Source organism: Streptomyces sp. NPDC028907 (assembly GCF_055564995.1).
The window spans coordinates 187978-206948 of sequence record NZ_JBVHVE010000001.1; the positions used below are offsets into that span (position 1 = coordinate 187978).

Below are 18971 nucleotides of genomic sequence, written 5' to 3' on the forward strand. Positions count from 1 at the left end.
CAGCCCGTCCGGCGCTTGAGGACGAGCCATCGCCATCCCGAGCCCCCACCACCCGCAGAGGGCTACGCCGACCCATGCATCTTCAGCCCGTCCGGCGTTTGAGGACGAGGCCCGCAGGGCCGACAGCGGGGGGGCTGGGGGCGCCGCCCCCAGGGATGGGACGGGTAGGGGCGGCGGGGGCGAGGAAAGCCCTACTTCACCGACCCGGCCATAACCCCCTGCACAAAGTGCCGCTGAAACGCGAAGAACACGACCACCGGCACCACCAGCGACACGAACGCCCCCGGCGCCAGCACATCGATATTGCTGCCGAACTGCCGTATCTGCGACTGGAGTTCAACCGTCAACGGCTGCGACGCGCTGTCGGCGAACAGCAACGCCACCAGCATGTCGTTCCACACCCACAGGAACTGGAAGATCGCCAGCGAGGCGATCGCGGGACGCCCCACCGGCAGGACCAGCCGGGTGAAGATCCGCCACTCGCTGCCCCCGTCCATCCGAGCCGCCTCCAGCATCTCCTTGGGCATCTCGGCGAAGTAGTTCCGCAGCAGGAACACAGCGAACGGCAACCCGTACGCCACGTGGAAGAGGACGACCCCGGGAATCGTGCCGAACAGCCCCAGCTGGCCGAAGAGTTTGGCGACGGGCAACAGCCCGATCTGCACGGGGACCACCAGCAGCGCCACCACGACCAGGAAGATCGCCTCCCGCCCGGGGAAGTCCAGCCACGCGAACGCGTACCCGGCGAGCGCGGCGAGGACGACGACCAGCACGGTCGCCGGCACCGAGATCAGCACGGTGTTCCAGAAGGCCTGACTGATCCCGGCGTTCCCCAGCAGCGCCGAGTAGTTGTCGAAGGACAGCTGACCGGGACTGGTGAACACGGTCCACCAGCCGCCCTTCGCCGTGTCCTCGGTGGACCGCAGGGACGACAGGAACAGTCCGGCGAGCGGCGTCAGCCACACCAGCCCGACCACCACGAGAAGCGCCTGGACGACCCCGTTGCCCAGACCGCGCCTGACCGCGTTCATCGCTGACTCCCTCGGAAACGGCGGACGTTGAACACCATGGCCGGGATGACCAGCAGCAGGAGCAGAACGCCCAGTGCGCTGCCCAGACCCTGGTTGTTGCCGCCGCCGAACGACACCAGCCACATCTGCGTCGCGAGCACGGTCGCGTCCTCCTGCACCGGCCCGGGCGCGATGATGTAGACGAGGTCGAAGACCTTCATCACGTTGATGACCAAGGTGACGAAGACGACCGTCAGCACCGGCGCCAGCAGCGGCACCGTGATCCGCCGGAAGATCTGCCACTCGTTGGCGCCGTCCATCCGCGCCGCCTCCAGCGCGTCCCGGGGGAGGGACGACAGGCCCGCGCCGATCAGGACCATCGCGAAGCCGGTCCAGATCCACAGGTAGGCCCCGATGATCGCCGGGGTGACGAGCGTCGGCCCGAGCCAGGAGACGCCCTCGTACGGGGCGGCGAAGTTCGAGGCCGGCAGCTTCACCGTGTACGAGCCGTCGTCCAGCCCTTCGAAGCTGAAGGAGCCGTCGGACGCCGTCGTGGTCGACGCGACCGCCTTCCCGGCCCGTACCGCCTCGACCTTCATCTCCGGCAGCCCGTTCTCCTGCCGGTCGACCTTGCCCTGCTCCCCTCCCCCACCGGGCGTGAAGTCCAGGTACACGACGCCGCGCAGCTCACCGGGGCCCGCCTTCTGCCCCGACGCCGCGTACGCCGGCTTCGTGCCCCCGGGCAGGTCGTCGGGCAGGACGCCGACCAGGCCCAGCGTCACCGACTCACCCGGCGACGCGGTCGTACTCGTGCGGTACGAGCCGTCCGTGCCCTTCGCCAGCCCCTGCCCGTCGCGTGCCCGGGCCGTCGGATAGGTCGACGTGCCCTGGAAGGCGTCGTGCACGGAGACGACGGCGGCGTTCAGTACGCCCTTGTCGGGGTCCTCGTCGTAGGCGAGGCGGAAGATGATGCCGGCGGCGAGAAAGGAGACGGCCATCGGCATGAACAGCAGCAGCTTGAAGGCGGTGGCCCAGCGGACCTTCTCCACCAGCACGGCCAGGATCAGACCGAGGCCGGTCAGCAGGGCCGGGGCCACCACCACCCAGATGGTGGTGTTGCGGATGGCCTTGAGGGTGGCCGGGTCGCGGAACATCTCGGCGTAGTTCTCGCCGCCCACGAAACGGGTGCCGGAGGCGTCGAAGAAGCTGCGGCCGACCGAGAACAGCACCGGGTACACGACCAGGGCGCCCAGCAGGAGCAGCGCGGGGAAGACGAAGAGCAGGGCGATGATCCGTGCGCGCCGCCGCGAGCGCCGGGCACGTTCCCTGCCCGGGCTCACGGCGGGCCCGCGGCTCGCCTCTTTCAGGAGAGTGGCGGTCATGTCGGGTCAGCCCTGGCCCTCGTACGCCTTGGCCGCCGCGGCCTCCAGTTTCGCCGCGGTGCCCTTCGGGTCCGACGGGTCGCGCAGGAAGTCCTGGAGGAGCTTCCACTCGCCCGCGCCCTTGGTGCCGCCGAACGCGGCCGGTGCCTGGTCGGACATGTCGAAGCGGACCGAATTCGAGTCGCCCGCGGAGACGAGGGACTTGGCGGTCGCCCGGGTGACGTCGTCGCCGTACGAGGCGAGGTCGACCTTCTTGTTCGGGGAGAGGAAGCCGCCCGCCTCCGCCCACACCGCCGCGGCCTCCGGTGTCGCCAGGTACTCCAGCAGGGCCATCCCGGCCTTCTGGTTCTTGCCGTCCTTCAGGACGACGGCCGCGTCTCCGCCGCTGACGACCGGCGCCTTGCCGCCGCCGACGGCCGGGAAGGGGAAGAAGTTCGCGTCCTCGCCGATCTTCTTGCCGAACTGGTCCTTGGCGACGCCCGCGACGAAGTCGCCCTCGTAGACCATGCCCGCCTCGGGCTTCGGCCCGAACACCTTCTCCACCGAGCCGGGGAAGTCGGTGTTGAGGGCGCCCTTCTGGCCGCCCGCGATCAGCTGCTTGTCCTTGAACAGCTTGCCGAGGGTGGTCAGCGCCTCGACCACCGACGCGTCGGTCCACTTCAGCTTGTGCGCGGCGAGGGCGTCGTACTTCTCGGGTCCGGCCTGGGAGAGGTAGACGTTCTCGAACCAGTCGGTCAGCGTCCAGCCGTCCTGCCCGGCGACCGAGAACGCGGCGAGACCGGAGTCGGAGACGGTCCGTCCGGCCTTCAGCAGGTCGTCGTACGACTTCGGCGGCTCGACGCCCGCCTGGGCGAGGGCGTCGGGGCTGTACCAGACGGTCGACTTGTGGGCGGCCTTGAAGTAGAGGCCGTAGAGGGTGTCGTCGACGCTGCCGTAGTCCTTCCACACGGGGGCGAAGTTGGCGTCGACGGACTGCTGCGCGGTCTTGGACAGCGGCGTGAGCCAGTCGTTCTTCGCGAACTGCTGGAGCACGCCGACCTGCGGGACCATCACCACGTCGGGGGCGTTGCCGCCCTCGATCTTGCTGCCGACGACGGTGGAGACGTTGTCCCCGGTGGACACGAACGTCGTCTTGGCGCCGGTCTTCTCGGTGAACGCGTCCAGGACCTTCTGGAAGTTCTTCTGCTCGGTGCCGGTCCACACGCCGGCCACGGTGATCGTCTGTCCGCTGAGCGCCTTGTCGCCGCCGCCGGCGGAGACCGGTCCGCCGCCGCAGGCGGTCGCGCCGAGCGCCAGGACGAGGGCGGTGCAGCCGGTGAGCAGGGTCGTACGTCGTCGCATCATCGTTGATGTCCCTTCGGAGGGTTGGGAGTTGACGGGAGCTCGGGGCTCCTGGGGGGCTTCAGAGGTCGGCGTCGTCGCCGATCCACCACGCGGCCGTCGAGCCGGGCAGCACCCCGGCCGGGCAGGGGCCGCTGGACAGCAGCGGAGTGCCGGAGACCGGCGCCGCGGTGGGCGCCGTACCGAAGTTGACGGCGCAGACGAGGCCCTCGCCGCGGACGAAGGCCAGGACGCCGGGCGGGCTGTCCAGCCAGCGCAGCGTGCCCTCGCCCAGCTGGGGCAGGGCGTCGCGGAGTTGGAGGCCGTCGCGGTACAGGTGCCAGAAGGAGCGGGTGTCGGCGAGGGCGCGGTCGGTGGCGTACTCGGCGAAGTACTCCGGCTGCGGCAGCCACGGCTTGGCGCTCTCGGCGCCGGAGGTGAAGCCGAACGGGGACGCCTGGCCCGACCACGGCAGTGGCACCCGGCAGCCGTCGCGGATGCGGGCCCGGCTGCCGGTGCGGTGGAAGATCGGGTCGGTGAGGACGTCGTCGGGCAGGTCGACGACCTCGGGCAGGCCCAGTTCCTCGCCCTGGTAGATGTACGCGGCTCCGGGCAGCGCCAGCATCAGCAGCGCGGCGGCGCGGGCGCGGGCGGCGCCGAGGCCGCTGCCTTCGGTGGCGGGTTCGCCGTAGCGGGTGACGGTGCGGACCTGGTCGTGGTTGTTGAGGACCCAGGTGACCGTGGAGCCGGTGCCGGCGATGTCCTGCATGGCCTCGGAGATCACCTTGCGGAAGGCGTCGGCCTCCCAGGGCGCGCTGAGCAGGTCGAAGAAGAAGGCCTGGTGGAGCTCGTCGTCGCGGACGTACAGGGCGTGCTCGCGGGCGGTCGGCACGGAGACCTCGCCGACGAGGAGGCGCTCGCGGCCGTCGCGGGCGGTGTACTCCTCGCATATGGAACGCCACTTGCGCCACACCGCGTGCACCTCGGGCTGGTTCCAGGCGAGCGGGTTGACCGAGTCGCGGGTGCGGGCGTCGGCCTCCGGGTCGTCGGAGTCGGGCAGCTCGGGGTGTTTGAAGAGGCCGGCGGCGACGTCGATGCGGAAGCCGTCGATGCCCCGGTCCAGCCAGAAGCGCAGCACGCGGTCGAACTCGGCGCCGATCTCGGGGTTGCGCCAGTTCCAGTCGGGCTGCTCGGGCGCGAACATGTGCAGGTACCACTGGCCGGCCCGGCCGTCCGCCTCGGTCACCCGGCTCCAGGCCGGGCCGCCGAACATGGAGTGCCAGTTGTTGGGCGGCTCCTCGCCGGCGGCCCCCCGGCCGTCGGCGAAGTGGAAGCGGGCGCGGGCCGCGCTGCCGGGCTCGGCGGCCAGCGCCTCCTCGAACCACGGGTGCTCGCTGGAGCAGTGGTTCGGGACGATGTCGAGCAGCACCTTGATCCCGTGCCGCCGGGCCGCCGCGACCAGCAGGTCGAACTCGGCGAGATCTCCGAAGAGCGGGTCGACGTCGCAGTAGTCGGCGACGTCGTAGCCGTGGTCGTGCTGCGGCGAGGGGTAGAAGGGGCTCAGCCAGATCCCGTCGACGCCCAGCTTCTTCAGATACGGCAGCCCGGCCCGGACCCCGGCGAGATCGCCGACACCGTCGCCGGTGCTGTCGAGGAAGCTGCGGACGTAGACCTGGTAGATCACCGCGTCACGCCACCAGTGGTACTTACTCAGCATGCATGCATGTTAAGTAGCGGTTTCAGGAGGGTGTCAATGAACTGGACGCAAGCTACCGGAGAGTCAGGGCTTTATATCCACCTATTTCATGGCAGAGCAGCCACAGAAGAGACCTCGGCGTTACTTAACAAGTAACTAGCGAGAGGAGACGGCGGCGAGCTCTCTCGCCAGTCGCCGCACGGCTGCCGCGGGCGTCTCGTGCCCGGTCATCGCGTCGTGCACGACCGCCTGCACCACCAGGCTCACCTGGTCGTAGCGCGGGCTCTTGGGGCGCGGCGCGGCCGTGCGCACGCTCTCGCGCAGGGTGGGCAGATACGGGAACTCCCGCACCAGCGCGGGATCCTCGTACAGGTCGGCCCGTACGGGCGGCAGCGCGCCGCGCGTGAGGACCTGGCGCTGGACGCGCTCACTGGTCAGGTACGCGATCAGCCGGGCGGCCGAGTCGGGATGCCGGGCGTGGGCGCTGACGGCCAGGTTGGAGCCGCCCAGCACGCTCCTGCCCGGCCCGTCGGGACCCGGCAGCGGCACGGCACCGATCCGCCCGGAGACCGGCGAGCCCTTGGCCGACGCGCCGACATAGGCGTACGGCCAGTTACGGAGGAACAGCAGGCGGCCGTCCTGGAAGGCCTGCTTGGACTCCTCCTCCTTGAACGTCAGCGCCTGCTTCGGGATCCAGCCCTCGCGCACGCCCCGGGCGAGGAAGTCGATGCCCTCGCGGGCCGCCGTCGAGTTCACGGTGACGCGCTCGCCCTCGTCGCCGAGGATGGATCCGCCCGCCGAGTAGACGGCCTCGGCAGCGTTCACGGTGAGGCCCTCGTAGGGCAGGAACTGGCCCGCGTAGCCGTCGAGCCCGTACTTCGGGGCGATCGTCTTCGCGGCTCGTTCCAGTTCGCCCCAGGTGCGCGGCGGGTCGACGCCCTCCTTGGCCAGGATGTCCTTGCGGTAGAGGAGCAGGCCGGCGTTGGTGACGTACGGGACGGCGTAGAGCTGTCTGTCGTAGGTCGCCGTGTCCACGACCGGTGGCAGGAAGGTGCTCAGCGGGAAGCGGTCGCGGGCCAGCGGGCGGATCCAGCCGTGCGCCGCGAACTCCGAGGTCCAGCTGACGTCGATGTTGAGGATGTCGAAGCGGCTGCGGTCACCGGCGCGCAGGTCGGTGGTCATCTGCGCATGGGTCTCGTCGGCGGAGTCGGGCAGCTCGACGAGGGTGACCTTCTCGTCGGGGTGGGTGCGATTCCAGCCGTCCAGTACGGACCCGAGATAGCCCGTGAGGTCCCCGGCGGTGGCGAGGGTCATCGGCCCCCTGCCGCTCGCGGGGCCCTCGTCGGCACGTGCGCCGGAGGCGACGTAGCCGGTCAGGATCACAACGAGGACGAGAAGGCCCCTACCGGCGGCGTGGATCCACCGCATAGGTTCCTCCCTGTACAACCCTGTACAACTGGCGCCGAACGTCTTCATCCGGGGTCAGAGGCCATGTATACCTGTTAGGTATGCGCGATACTAGGCCTCGCGGCACATTAACCAGGATGCGAGGAGGAGAGGTCGAGTGCGGCTGCCCCTCCTGGCCCTGCTGGCGCGCGGCCCGGCGCACGGCTACGAGCTGAAGCAGGACCTTGAGCAACTGCTGGGCTCCGCGTACCCTCAGCCGAACGTCGGCCAGATCTATGTGACCCTCGGCCGCCTCGAGAAGTCGGGGCTGATAGAGGGCGAGGACGTCGAGCAGTCGAGCCGGCCCAACAAGAAGGTCTACCACCTCACCGACGCCGGGCGGGAGGCGCTGCGCGCCTGGTTCGAGGAGCCCGAGGACGAGCCGCGGGTGCGGGACGAGTTCTTCATGAAGCTGGCCGTCGCCCCGCAGACCGGGCTCGCCGACCAGATCGCCCTCATCAACAAACAGCGGCGTCAGTACCTGAACACCATGCGTCAACTGTCGAAACTGGCCGCCGCCGAGGACCGGGACAACCGCATCGCCCATCTGCTGATCGAGGGCGCAATGCTGCACCTTCAGGCCGATCTCGACTGGCTGGAGCGGTGCCAGGAAGAGCTGGAGGAGCTGGAGTGAGCGACGATTCCACTCCTGGGCTGCGCGCCGACGGTCCTGAGACGGGCGCGAAGGGGGCCGGGCCGGGCGCGAAGGGGGCCGGGCCGGGCGCGAAGGGTGCCGGGGCCGACGCCGAGAGCCCCGTGCTGCGGTGCGAGGGCCTGGTCAAGACGCATCACGGCGAGGGCGCTCCGGCGCATGCCGTGCGGGGCGTGGATCTTTCCGTGCGGCAGGGCGAGTTCGTGGCGGTCACCGGCCCGTCCGGTGCCGGTAAGTCGACTTTGCTGCATCTGCTGGGCGGGCTTCAGCGCCCGGACAGCGGGAGCATCTGGCTGGACGGCGAGTGCGCGGACCGGTGGAGCGAGGCCCGCTGGGCGGTCGAGCGCAGGAAGCGCATAGGGATCGTCTTCCAGTTCTTCAACCTGGTCTCCGACCTTTCCGTCGCCGACAACGTCGAGCTGCCCGCCCTATTGGCCGGCGTCCCGCCGAAGCGGGCGCGCGCCGAGCGGGCGGAGCTGCTGGCCGAGCTGGGCCTGACGGGCAAGGAGCGGAGCATGCCGGGCGAGCTGTCCGGTGGCGAGCAGCAGCGGGTCGCGCTGGCCCGAGCCCTGGTCAACCGCCCGCCGCTGCTGCTGGCCGACGAGCCCGCGGGCAGCCTGGACAGCAAGGGCACCCGCGAGGTGATGCGGCTGCTGTCCCGCTTCCACCAGCGCGGCCAGACGATCGTGCTGGTCACTCATGACGCCCGGCTGGCGAGCGCGGCGGACCGGGTGATCAGCTTCTTCGACGGCCGGATCGCCGACGACGCCGAGCTGGACGCGGGCACGCCGCCACGCCGCACCGGGATATCCGGTGTGCTGGAGCTCCGGGACTGAGATGCGGGCCACCCTGCGCTGGGCGCACTCCGATCTGCGCACGCACCGCGGCGAAGCGCTGTTCCTCGTGCTCGCCACGGCCGGCATCGTCGTCTCCCTGTTGCTGGCCACGGCCCTCTTCGGCTACGCCACCAACCCCTGGCAGCGCGTCTTCACCCAGGCGCACGGCGCGCATGTATGGCTGCACACCGGCCCCTCCGCCGACACCGGGAAGCTGGCCGACCTCGACGGCGTCGACGCCGTCGCGGGCCCCTACCCGACCTCTTCCACCACCCTCGCCTCCCGCGGAACCCGTGCCTCCGTCGAACTGCGCGGCACTCCCGAGCGCCCCACCGTGGGCCGCCCCCTGCTCACCTCCGGCCACTGGCTGGACCCCGCGAACCCCGACGGCGTGGTCCTGGAGACCCGCTTGGCCCGCGCCCTGCTGGCCGCCCCCGGCGACACCCTCACCCTGCCCGGCACCGACCGGAGCCTGACCGTGCTCGGCGTCGCCGACAGCGCCGAGCCACGCTACCGGCCGGGCGAGCAGCCGGGCCTCGTCTGGGCTCCGCCGTCCGCCGTGCGCGACCCGGGCGGGCAGGTCATCGGGCTACGGCTGACCAACCCCGACGACACGGACTACGCAGTCCAACGCGCCGTGACCGTCCTCGGCGCCGGCGCGGTCAGCGAGGTCTCCACCTGGAAGCAGGGACGGGCCGAGGCACAGGGCGACAACCGGCTGCTCGGGCAGGTGCTGGGCCTGTTCGGGCTGGGCGCGCTGGTCGCCGCCGGGCTCGCCGTGCACGGGGCGATCGGCACCCGGATCCGCGGGCATCTGCGGGACATCTCGGTGCTCAAGGCGATCGGCTTCACACCGGGTCAGGTGGTCCGCGTCTTCCTGCTCCAGCACCTGGCCTACGCCCTGCTGGGCGCGGTGGCCGCCGCAGCCGTCCTCCAGGCGCTCGGCAGCCGCATTCCGGGACGGCTGGGGGACGCGGTCGGGGTCTGGCAGGGGCTGCCGGGACACACCCTGGCGCTGGTCGTGGTGCCGGTCGGGGCGGTGCTGTTCATCGGTGCGACCACGGGGCTCGCGGCTTGGCGGGCGGGGCGGGTGCCCCCGGTGCCGGTGCCGCGGCCCGCGGCTCCGCTCGGCGGGCGGCTCTCGGGGGTGGCGCGCGGCGCGCTCGGGCTACGGCTTCCGCCCGCGCTGGTACTGGGCTGGCACCGGGCCTTCACCCGCCGCCCGCGGTCCCTGGCGACGGTCGCCCGGCTCGCGCTGCCGCTGCTGCTGATCGTGGTGGCGATGGGCGCATGGACCACGATCGAGCGGTTCGACAGCCGACCCGAACAGATCGGCCTGCCGACCGCCCTCACCGTCCACACCGATTCCGGTCTCCCCGAAAGTGACACCCGCGCCCTGCTGGAACGCGACCCTCAGGTCGCCGCCGCCTACCCGGGCGTCGAGGTGGCCGCCCTGGTCCCGGGCCAGACCGCCACGATCGCCCTGCGCGGTCTCGGCACCCACACGGACCCCTACCCGTACACCCTGGCCGAGGGCCGCCCGGCCCAGGGCCGCGACGAGGCGGTGGCCGGGCAGGGACTGCTGGAGCTGCTGGACGTGCGGGTCGGCGACTGGGTGCGGATGACGGTCGGCGACCAGCCGCAGATCCTGCACATCGTGGGCCGCAGCATCGAACCGGAGAACGCCGGCCGGGTCATCTCCACCTCCCTCGACACCCTCAGCGAGAACGGTCCCGGTCTCGGCCCCACCCTCTACGAGCTACGACTCACCCCGGGAGCCGACCCCGCCCGGGTCGCCGACCGACTCTCCGCAGCCGGGCACGGCAGCCTGGACGTCCACGCCGTGCCCAACCCCGCCGACGGGCTCTCACCCCTGCGCGGAGTCGTTGTCGGCCTGATCGTCGTCCTGGCCCTCATCGGGCTCATCGAACTGCTCACCGCGATCGGCGGCACCGTCCGCGAGAGCGAACGTGACCTGCTGGCCCTGAAGGCCATCGGACTGTCCCCGCGGCAGATCACCGCGATCACCGTCACGTCCACCGCCTGCACCGCCCTGGCCGCGGTCGTCATCGCCACGACCCTCGGCGCACCCCTCGCGCACTGGCTGATCGACGCCCAGGGCCGATCGAGCGGTATCGGCGCCGGGATCGCCCAGGGGCCACCCGTCGCTCTCCTGCTGCTGCTCGGCGTGGCGGCGGTCGCCGGGGCAGCCGCCCTCGCCGCCGTGCCGGCCTCCCGCGCGGCCCGCCGCCGCCTCGCGGACACCCTGAGCGCGGTCGCCTGACCGAGGGGGACTACCGGGGGTGGTACGGGTTCTGCGGACCCGGCGCGTACAGGTTGCCCTGCGGCGGACCGCAGGGGTTCCCGGCCGGCGGCGCGTACGGGTTGACCTGCGGTGGCACGAACCCGTTGGGCGCGTACGGCGGCGGGGTCGGTGCCGGAATGGGCGGCAGGGTGGCCGGGTGGGCCGCCAGCCGTATGCCGTACCGGCTTCTGAGCCGGCCCATCTCCAGCAGGGCGATGGCCGTGACCGTGATCGGTGCGCCCAGGATGAAGACGAAGCCCAGGGCGAGGCCGAGGCCGTGCAAATCGCCCGTCACGAGATCGGGGATGGCCATGAGCCAGCTCGTCACGGAGGCGAGCAGCGGCGGCAGACAGCGGTGCACGACCGCGGTGCCGAAGAAATTGCCGGAGATCCGGTAGGCGCCGGCGATCACGAAGAAGGCAAGCCAGAGCCCCACGAGGCTGACCAGCAGGCCCCCGAGGGTCCCGAAGGCATCGCCCAGCCGGAAGACCAGTACCGTCCCGAACGCCGAGCCGATGAACAGCAGCAACAGCTTCAGCGACCTGATCAACGGCTCTCGCAGCTGCCCCACCGTGCCGGCGCCGGAACGCCGCCACAGGTGGAGCATCACTCCTACCGTGAGCGGCGTGACGAACAACAGGACGACACACGCGGTCGCCGCGTTGTTCAACATCTCGTCGAACGCGAAGCCGCCCTCGACGAAGGTGTAGACCCCGAACGCCGCGACCGCGCCCGCGATGACGCGCGCCTTCTTGAGCGCGTCCACCGACGGATCCAGCGACTCCGGGATCCAGGTCGGATGGAACACCGCCCGCGCGACATGATGAGGCTTCAGGAACGACCGGACGGTGAGGGCACCTCCGGTCCAACTCCCCTGTGGAGACGTCAACTTGCACTCCCCCGAGTGATCTTTGTCATGAGCAGCGAGGGAGTCTACGGGAAGCGGACGATCACGCGCCGCCCGCCTCCCGCCTCAGCGATCCCAAGCCGCCCCGGTCACCGCCGGCCGCGCAGCTCCCGGTACTTCGCGACCAGCGCCCGCGTCGACGCGTCAAGACCCGGCACCTCGGCGCCCTCGGTCAGCGCGGGCTCGACCCGCTTGGCGAGGACCTTGCCGAGTTCGACGCCCCACTGGTCGAAGGAGTCGATGTTCCACACCGCGCCCTGCACGAACACCTTGTGCTCGTACAGCGCGATGAGCTGACCGAGCACGGACGGAGTCAGCTCCCGCGCGAGGATCGTGGTCGTCGGGTGGTCGCCCTTGAACGTCTTGTGGGTCACCAGCGCCTCCGGCACCCCCTCCGCGCGCACCTCCTCCGGCGTCTTGCCGAACGCCAGCGCCTGCGTCTGGGCGAAGAAGTTCGCCATCAACAGGTCGTGCTGCGCTTTGAGTTCGTCGCTCATCTCGGCGACCGGCTCGGCGAAGCCGATGAAGTCCGCCGGGATCAGCTTGGTGCCCTGGTGGATCAGCTGGTAGTACGCGTGCTGACCGTTGGTGCCCGGCGTGCCCCACACGATCGGCCCGGTCTGCCAGTCGACCTCCCGCCCGTCCCGGCCGACGTACTTGCCGTTGGACTCCATGTCCAGCTGCTGGAGATACGCCGTGAACTTCGACAGGTAGTGGCTGTACGGCAGCACCGCGTGCGACTGGGCGTCGTGGAAGTTGCCGTACCAGATGCCCAACAGGCCGAGCAGCAGCGGCACGTTGGACTCGGCGGGCGCGGTGCGGAAGTGCTCGTCCACGGTCCGGAAGCCGTCGAGCATCTCCCGGAAGTTGTCCGGCCCGATGGCGATCATCAGCGACAGGCCGATCGCCGAGTCGTAGGAGTAGCGTCCGCCGACCCAGTCCCAGAACTCGAACATGTTGGCCGTGTCGATACCGAAGTCGGCGACCTTCTGGCCGTTCGTCGACAGCGCGACGAAGTGCTTGGCGACGGCCTCCGGTCCGGCGTCCAGCTCGGTGAGGAGCCAGTTGCGGGCCGAGGTGGCGTTGGTGATCGTCTCGATGGTGGTGAAGGTCTTCGAGGCGATGATGAACAGCGTCTCCGCCGCGTCCAGGTCGTGCGTCGCCTCGTGCAGGTCGGCGCCGTCGACGTTCGACACGAAGCGGACGGTGAGGCCGCGGTCGGTGTAGCCGCGCAGCACCTCGTAGGCCATGGCGGGGCCGAGGTCGGATCCGCCGATGCCGATGTTGACGACGTTCCTGATGCGCTTGCCGGTGTGGCCGGTCCAGGCACCGGAGCGGACCCGCTCGGCGAAGTCGGCCATCTTGTCGAGGACGGCGTGCACTCCCGGGACGACGTTCTCCCCGTCGACCTCGATCACCGCGTCACGCGGTGCGCGCAGCGCGGTGTGCAGCACGGCGCGGCCCTCGGTGGTGTTGATCTTCTCGCCGCGGAACATGGCGTCCCGCAGCCCGAACACGTCGGTCGCGGCGGCCAGCTCGCGCAGCAGCCGCAGCGTCTCGTCGGTGACGAGGTGCTTGGAGTAGTCGATGTGCAGGTCGCCGACCTGCAACGTGTACCCCGCACCGCGGCCCGGGTCGGCGGCGAACAGCTCCCGCAGCCGCACTTCGCCGAGTTCCTCGCGGTGCTTGGCCAGCGCGGTCCACTCGGGCGTCTGGTTGAGCCTGGTACGGCCGTCTGCGTTCATGTCCGACTTCAGCCTTCTTTCGTGCCTGTCCCAGCTGTTCCAACCTAATTGATCAGCGCGCGGCGCGAGCCGTCGTGGCGTCGTCGTCCGGCGCAACAACAGGTACGTCCGGCTTGCGCACAGGTATCAGCGCGCCGAGGGCCAGCACGAAGAAGGCCGCCGTGAGCAGGGGCGGGGTGTTGAGGCCCCAGGCGGTGGCGACGGCACCGCCCAGCAGGGCACCGAGCGGCACCCCGGCGAAGGCCAGGGTCCGGAAGGCCGAGGCGACTCTGCCGAGCAGCCCGGCGGGGCTGCGCTGCTGCATGAGCGTCGTCGTGTTGACGTTCCACACCATGCCCATGAGCCCGAACACGCCCAGGGCGGCCACCAGCACGGCCAGACTGCGCACGGTGCCCATGACGACGAGTGCCGCGATCTGCACCGCACCGGCGAGCAGCACGGCCCGGACGGCGCCCAGCCGCTTCACGATCCGGCCGTTCGCCACTCCCCCGGCCAGGCCGCCGACGGTGAACGCGGCACCCGCCGCCGCGTATCCAACTGGGCCGGCGCCCAGCCATCCGGTGACCAGGACGACCAGCGTGGCGAGCTGGGCTCCCATGCCGATGTTGCACAGGGCGGTGGCGGCGCACAGACCGCGCAGGGCCCGGTCTCGCCACAGGGTGCGCAGTCCCTCCGCGATCTCCCGGCGCAGGGTGCTGCCCGCCGGGGCCGGCTTCCGCTTGGGCGCCTCGATCCGCAGCGACGCCACCAGCAGAGCCGCCACCACGTAGGTGCCGGCGTCGGCCGCGAAGGGAACGGCGGCTCCCGCTGCCAGCAGCGCCGGCACGACCGGCCCGCCGACCAGTCCGCCGGCGATGCGCTGGCCGGTCATCAGGCGGGCGTTCGCACTGCCGAGGGCGTCACGGTGCACCAGGACCGGGAGCAGGGAGGTGGCCGCGTTGTCGAACAGGGTCTGGAGTGCGGTCAGGGTGAAGGCCAGCGCGACGAGCAGCCCGATCGAGGCGTGTCCGAGGGCCACGGCCACCGCGAACGCGCCGACCAGCAGGGCTCGTAACGCGTCCACCGTCCACATCGCGCGTCGCTGGTCCACCCGATCGGCGACGGCGCCGCCGAGCAGTCCGAAGAGGATCCACGGCAGATAGCCACAGGCGGTGACCGCGGCGATCAGCAGCGGCCGGTCCGTCAGCGTCACGGCGATCAGCGGCAGGGCGGCCGTACGCAGGGAGTCACCGAAGCTGGAGAGCACGGCGGCGGTCCACAGCCGTCCGAACCCTCCGCGCCATGCGGGCGCGCACACCCCCGCCGTGCCCATCGCCGTCACAACTCCCCCTCGGTCCATCGATGCAGAAGATCGATTCACAAACCGTAGAGGGCGCCACTGACAATCGGCCTCGGAGCGGGAGTCCACGGGCGGTGGGCCGGTGTGTCATACAGGTCCGGCCGGACACCCTCAGGTGCCCGGCCGGACCTCAACTCCTAGATTTCGCCCCGCAGTTTGGCGAGTGCCTCGGCGAGGATCGCCTCGCCGTCAGCGTCACTGCGTCGTTCCCGTACATACGCCAGGTGCGTCTTGTAGGGCTCGGTGCGCGGCGGGTCCGGCGGGTTGTCCCGGTCCTGTCCGGCGGGGAAGCCGCAGCGCGGGCAGTCCCAGGTTTCGGGAACCTGCGCGTCGCTGGCGAAGCTGGGCTGCGTCTCGTGCCCGTTGGAGCACCAGAAGGAGATGCGGAGACGCGGCGCGGACTCGCCGCGCTCGGCCTCGCCCATCGGCCCCGCCCCGACCCGGCTTCCTCGGATCGCGTTGCCACTTGCCACGGTCGTAACTCCCTGCGTGATGGTGCCGCAAAGCGAGTCGGCGTTTCGCTTCGCTGCGAGCGCCTCAGTCTACGTAAGGCCCAACGCGCGTCCAGTGATTGGAGTTACAGAGCCCTCACACCTAGACGCAAGCCCCATGATAGGCCGCGCTCAGCTGCGCGTACCGAACATGGGGCCTTACGTGCGGATTGTGCGTGCCGGTCAGTTGTTCACCTTCATCAGGATGCCGAGCACGACAATGCACGCGAACCACAGCAGACCGACCACCACGGTGATCCGGTCGAGGTTGCGCTCGGCGACCGAGGAGCCGCCGACGGACGACTGCATGCCGCCACCGAACATGTCGGAGAGGCCGCCGCCCTTCCCCTTGTGCATCAGCACCAGCAGCATCAGCAGCAGGCTGAAGACGATCAGGGCGATGGAGAACCCCATAACCACGGCTGGACCAACTTCCTCGGATTCGGATGGACGACGGGGGCACAGCACCTGGCTGCGCCCCCGCAAGGGTACGACGGATCTCCGCTACCGCATACTCACTGGTCGCGGAAGCGCACGATCTTGACGAACTCGTCGGCGTCCAGCGACGCGCCGCCGATCAGAGCGCCGTCGATGTCGGCCTGGGCCATGATCTCGGCGACGTTGCCCGACTTCACGGAGCCGCCGTACTGGATGCGGACCTTGTCGGCCAGCTCCTGGGTGTACAGCTCGGCGATCTTGCCGCGGATGGCGGCGCAGACCTCCTGGGCGTCCTCGGCGCCGCAGACCTTGCCGGTTCCGATGGCCCAGACGGGCTCGTAGGCGATCACGATCGTCTCGGCCTGCTCGGCCGGGAGGTCCTTCAGACCGCCCTCGACCTGGGCGAGGGTGTGGGAGACATGGTTGCCCGCCTCGCGGACCTCCAGTTCCTCGCCGACGCACAGGATCGGGGTCAGGCCGTGCTTGTAGGCGGCCTTGACCTTGGCGTTGACGATCTCATCGGTCTCGGCGTGGTACTGGCGGCGCTCGGAGTGACCGATGGCCACGTACGTGCACTTCAGCTTGGCCAGCATCGGACCGGAGATCTCGCCGGTGTAGGCACCGGAGTCGTGTGCCGAGATGTCCTGGGCGCCGTACTTGATCTTCAGCTTGTCGCCGTCGACCAGGGTCTGCACGGAGCGCAGGTCGGTGAAGGGCGGCAGGACGGCGACCTCGACGGCGTCGTAGTCCTTGTCCGCGAGGGCGAAGGCGAGCTTCTGGACGTGGGCGATGGCCTCGAGGTGGTTGAGGTTCATCTTCCAGTTGCCCGCCATCAGCGGCGTGCGCGTGCTCATAAAGGGTCAGTCCTCCAGTGCGGCGAGGCCGGGGAGCGTCTTGCCCTCGAGGTATTCGAGGGAGGCGCCGCCACCGGTCGAGATGTGACCGAACGCGTTCTCGTCGAAGCCGAGCGTGCGCACGGCCGCGGCGGAGTCACCGCCGCCGACGACGGTGAAGCCGTCCGAGTCGATGAGGGCCTGGGCGACCGCGACGGTGCCCTGGGCGTAGTCGGGGTGCTCGAAGACGCCCATCGGACCGTTCCAGAAGACGGTGGCGGCGTCGGCGAGCTTCGAGGCGTACAGCTTGCGGGTCTCCGGACCGATGTCCAGGCCCTCCTGGTCGGCGGGGATGGCGTCCGCGGCGACGGTCGTGGGGTTGGCCGGAGCCTTGGTCTTCAGATCCGGGAACTCCCCGGCGACCAGGACGTCGACGGGGAGCACCAGTTCCACGCCCAGCTTCTCGGCGCGCTCCATGTACTCCGTGACGGCCGGGATCTGGTCCGCCTGGAGCAGGGAGATGCCGACCTCGTACCCCTTGGCCTTGAGGAAGGTGTACGCCATGCCGCCGCCGATGAGCAGCCGGTCGGCCTTGCCGAGCAGCTGGTCGATGACGGCGAGCTTGTCGGACACCTTGGCGCCGCCGAGCGCGACGACGTACGGCCGCTTGACGTCCTCGGTGAGCTTCTTGAGGACGGAAACCTCGGTGGCGATGAGGTGGCCCGCGTAGTGCGGCAGCTTGGCCGGAAGGTCGTACACCGAGGCGTGCCCCCGGTGCACCGCGCCGAAGCCGTCACCGACGTAGACGTCGGCGAGGGCGGCGAGCTGCTCGGCGAAGGCGCCGCGCTCGGCGTCGTCCTTGCTGGTCTCGCCGGCGTTGAAGCGGAGGTTCTCGACGACCGCGACCTGGCCGTCGGCGAGGCCCGCGACCACGGCCTGGGCGGACTCGCCGACCGTGTCGGTCGCGAACGCCACGTCGGCGCCGAGGAGTTCGCCGAGGCGCGCGGCGGCCGGGGCGAGGGAGAAGGCGGGGTCCGGGGCGCCCTTGGGGCGGCCCAGGTGCGAGGCGACGACCACCCGGGCGCCCGCCTCGGCCAGCGCCTTGACGGTGGGCAGGACGGCGCGGATACGGCCGTCGTCGGTGATCGTGGTGCCGTCCAGCGGCACGTTCAGGTCGGCGCGGACGAAGACCCGCTTGCCGGCGACGCCTTCGGCGAGAAGTTCGTCGATCGTCTTCATGAAGGGGACTCCTGAGGAGGGCTCGTGATCGCTCGTGATCGCTCGGAAGCGCTCGTGATCCAACAGGTCTGTTCTGCACGCGCGTCAGGGCTCGGACGGCGCGTCCCTGCGCCGCCCGAGCCCTGACTCACATCAATGCGCCTGCTCTGGATATATCAGAGCTGGTTGCCGACGAAGACCGTGAGGTCGACGAGGCGGTTGGAGTAGCCCCACTCGTTGTCGTACCAGCCGAGGATCTTCACCGAGTTGCCCTCCTGGACCATGGTCAGGGAGGAGTCGAAGGTGCAGGAGGCCGGGTCGCTGACGATGTCCGAGGAGACGATCGGGTCCTCGGTGTACGACAGGTAGCCCGCCAGGTCGCCGTCCTCGGACGCCTTCTTGAACGCGGCGTTGACCTCGTCCTTGGTGACCTCGCGCTGCAGCTGCACGACCAGGTCGGTGGCCGAGCCGGTCGGGACCGGGACGCGCATCGCGATGCCGTCGAGCTTGCCCTTGAGCTGCGGGAGGACCAGCGCGGTGGCCTTGGCGGCACCGGTGGTGGTCGGGATGATGTTCTCGGCGGCGGCGCGGGCGCGACGCAGGTCCGAGTGCGGGAAGTCCAGGATGCGCTGGTCGTTGGTGTACGCGTGGACCGTCGTCATCAGACCCTTGACGATGCCGAAGTTCTCGTCGAGGACCTTGGCCATCGGCGCCACACAGTTGGTGGTGCAGGAGGCGTTCGAGATGACGTGGTGGTTGGCCGCGTCGTACTTGTCCTGGTTGACGCCCATCACGATGGTGATGTCCTCGTCCTTGGCCGGAGCCGAGATGAGGACCTTCTTGGCGCCGCCGGCGAGGTGCTTGGCGGCGTCGGCCTTCTTCGTGAAGATGCCCGTCGACTCGATGACGATGTCGACGCCCAGCTCGCCCCACGGGATGTCGGCGGGGTTGCGCTCGGACAGGACCTTGATGGTGTGCCCGTCGACGGTGATGGTGTCGGCGGTGTGCGACACCTCGGCCTTGAGGCGGCCCAGGATGGTGTCGTACTTCAGCAGGTGGGCGGTGGTCGCGGTGTCACCCAGGTCGTTGACAGCCACGATCTCGATGTCAGCACCCTGCTCCAGCAGCGCGCGGAAGTAGTTGCGACCGATACGACCGAAGCCGTTGATGCCTACGCGGATCGTCACGAACCGATCTCCTCGTTGGTACGCCGGCCATGCGGTGCCGGCGAGCTCTGTTTGGGATGTCCCCGACCGCCTACGACCCTACCTCTCTGAAGCCGCCGTGGTGACATTCAGACGCCTCATACACGGCACGGCGGCCCGTACCCGCCAGTAGGGGTACGGACCGCCC

16 protein-coding genes are annotated in these 18971 nt (G+C 70.3%); 3 read left to right on the forward strand and 13 right to left on the reverse strand.

Annotation, left to right across the window (positions count from 1 at the left end; translation table 11 throughout):
• Window positions 1-191 precede the first annotated feature (191 nt).
• The 5 genes from ACZ4UU_RS00925 to ACZ4UU_RS00945 all read right to left on the reverse strand — a co-directional run bounded on the left by ACZ4UU_RS00925 (window position 192) and on the right by ACZ4UU_RS00945 (window position 6836).
• Window positions 192-1031, reverse strand: coding sequence for a carbohydrate ABC transporter permease (locus ACZ4UU_RS00925; RefSeq protein WP_468035714.1), 840 nt, complete (start codon window positions 1029-1031; stop codon window positions 192-194).
• Window positions 1028-2392 (reverse strand): ABC transporter permease, encoded by a 1365-nt coding sequence (locus tag ACZ4UU_RS00930; RefSeq protein ID WP_468035716.1) that lies wholly within the window; start codon window positions 2390-2392, stop codon window positions 1028-1030. The genes ACZ4UU_RS00925 and ACZ4UU_RS00930 overlap by 4 nt, the downstream gene beginning before the upstream one ends.
• Before the next feature lie 6 nt (window positions 2393-2398).
• Window positions 2399-3736 carry an ABC transporter substrate-binding protein gene (locus ACZ4UU_RS00935; RefSeq protein WP_468035718.1) on the reverse strand — a complete coding sequence of 446 codons (1338 nt, stop codon included), beginning with the start codon at window positions 3734-3736 and terminating at the stop codon, window positions 2399-2401.
• 58 nt (window positions 3737-3794) lie between these two features.
• Entirely contained in the window at window positions 3795-5429 is a 1635-nt protein-coding gene (locus ACZ4UU_RS00940; RefSeq protein WP_468035720.1) for a glycoside hydrolase family 13 protein, read from the reverse strand.
• A gap of 135 nt (window positions 5430-5564) precedes the next feature.
• Window positions 5565-6836, reverse strand: a complete 1272-nt coding sequence (locus ACZ4UU_RS00945) for an ABC transporter substrate-binding protein (RefSeq protein ID WP_468035721.1) — start codon at window positions 6834-6836, stop codon at window positions 5565-5567.
• 136 nt (window positions 6837-6972) lie between these two features.
• On the opposite strand from ACZ4UU_RS00945, the gene ACZ4UU_RS00950 reads away from it, so the two are divergent.
• The 3 genes from ACZ4UU_RS00950 (at window position 6973) to ACZ4UU_RS00960 (ending at window position 10626) form a co-directional block, all read left to right on the forward strand.
• Window positions 6973-7488, forward strand: coding sequence for a PadR family transcriptional regulator (locus ACZ4UU_RS00950; RefSeq protein WP_062719185.1), 516 nt, complete (start codon window positions 6973-6975; stop codon window positions 7486-7488).
• A 122-nt stretch (window positions 7489-7610) separates the two neighbouring features.
• The gene (locus tag ACZ4UU_RS00955; RefSeq protein ID WP_468036388.1) at window positions 7611-8342 is read left to right on the forward strand and encodes an ABC transporter ATP-binding protein; all 732 of its coding nucleotides are present in this window, start codon (window positions 7611-7613) and stop codon (window positions 8340-8342) included.
• A 1-nt stretch (window position 8343) separates the two neighbouring features.
• Window positions 8344-10626, forward strand: a complete 2283-nt coding sequence (locus tag ACZ4UU_RS00960; RefSeq protein WP_468035723.1) for an ABC transporter permease — start codon at window positions 8344-8346, stop codon at window positions 10624-10626.
• Between the two features lie 10 nt (window positions 10627-10636).
• On the opposite strand, the gene ACZ4UU_RS00965 is transcribed toward ACZ4UU_RS00960, so the two are convergent.
• From ACZ4UU_RS00965 to gap, 8 genes are all read right to left on the reverse strand, one after another.
• Window positions 10637-11536, reverse strand: coding sequence for a hypothetical protein (locus ACZ4UU_RS00965; RefSeq protein WP_468035725.1), 900 nt, complete (start codon window positions 11534-11536; stop codon window positions 10637-10639).
• Window positions 11537-11643: 107 nt separating this feature from the next.
• The gene (gene pgi / locus ACZ4UU_RS00970) at window positions 11644-13299 is read right to left on the reverse strand and encodes a glucose-6-phosphate isomerase (protein ID WP_468035727.1); all 1656 of its coding nucleotides are present in this window, start codon (window positions 13297-13299) and stop codon (window positions 11644-11646) included.
• Between the two features lie 52 nt (window positions 13300-13351).
• Entirely contained in the window at window positions 13352-14611 is a 1260-nt protein-coding gene (locus ACZ4UU_RS00975; RefSeq protein WP_468035729.1) for an MFS transporter, read from the reverse strand.
• A 164-nt stretch (window positions 14612-14775) separates the two neighbouring features.
• Window positions 14776-15111, reverse strand: coding sequence for an RNA polymerase-binding protein RbpA (locus ACZ4UU_RS00980; RefSeq protein WP_003976875.1), 336 nt, complete (start codon window positions 15109-15111; stop codon window positions 14776-14778).
• A 201-nt stretch (window positions 15112-15312) separates the two neighbouring features.
• Window positions 15313-15543, reverse strand: a complete 231-nt coding sequence (gene secG, locus ACZ4UU_RS00985; RefSeq protein WP_009300451.1) for a preprotein translocase subunit SecG — start codon at window positions 15541-15543, stop codon at window positions 15313-15315.
• A gap of 101 nt (window positions 15544-15644) precedes the next feature.
• A complete protein-coding gene (gene tpiA / locus ACZ4UU_RS00990) occupies window positions 15645-16421 on the reverse strand; it encodes a triose-phosphate isomerase (RefSeq protein ID WP_468035731.1) in 777 nt (258 codons plus the stop codon).
• Between the two features lie 6 nt (window positions 16422-16427).
• Window positions 16428-17639 (reverse strand): phosphoglycerate kinase, encoded by a 1212-nt coding sequence (locus ACZ4UU_RS00995; protein ID WP_468035732.1) that lies wholly within the window; start codon window positions 17637-17639, stop codon window positions 16428-16430.
• 155 nt (window positions 17640-17794) lie between these two features.
• Window positions 17795-18805, reverse strand: a complete 1011-nt coding sequence (gap, locus tag ACZ4UU_RS01000; RefSeq protein WP_062719178.1) for a type I glyceraldehyde-3-phosphate dehydrogenase — start codon at window positions 18803-18805, stop codon at window positions 17795-17797.
• Window positions 18806-18971: the final 166 nt, after the last annotated feature.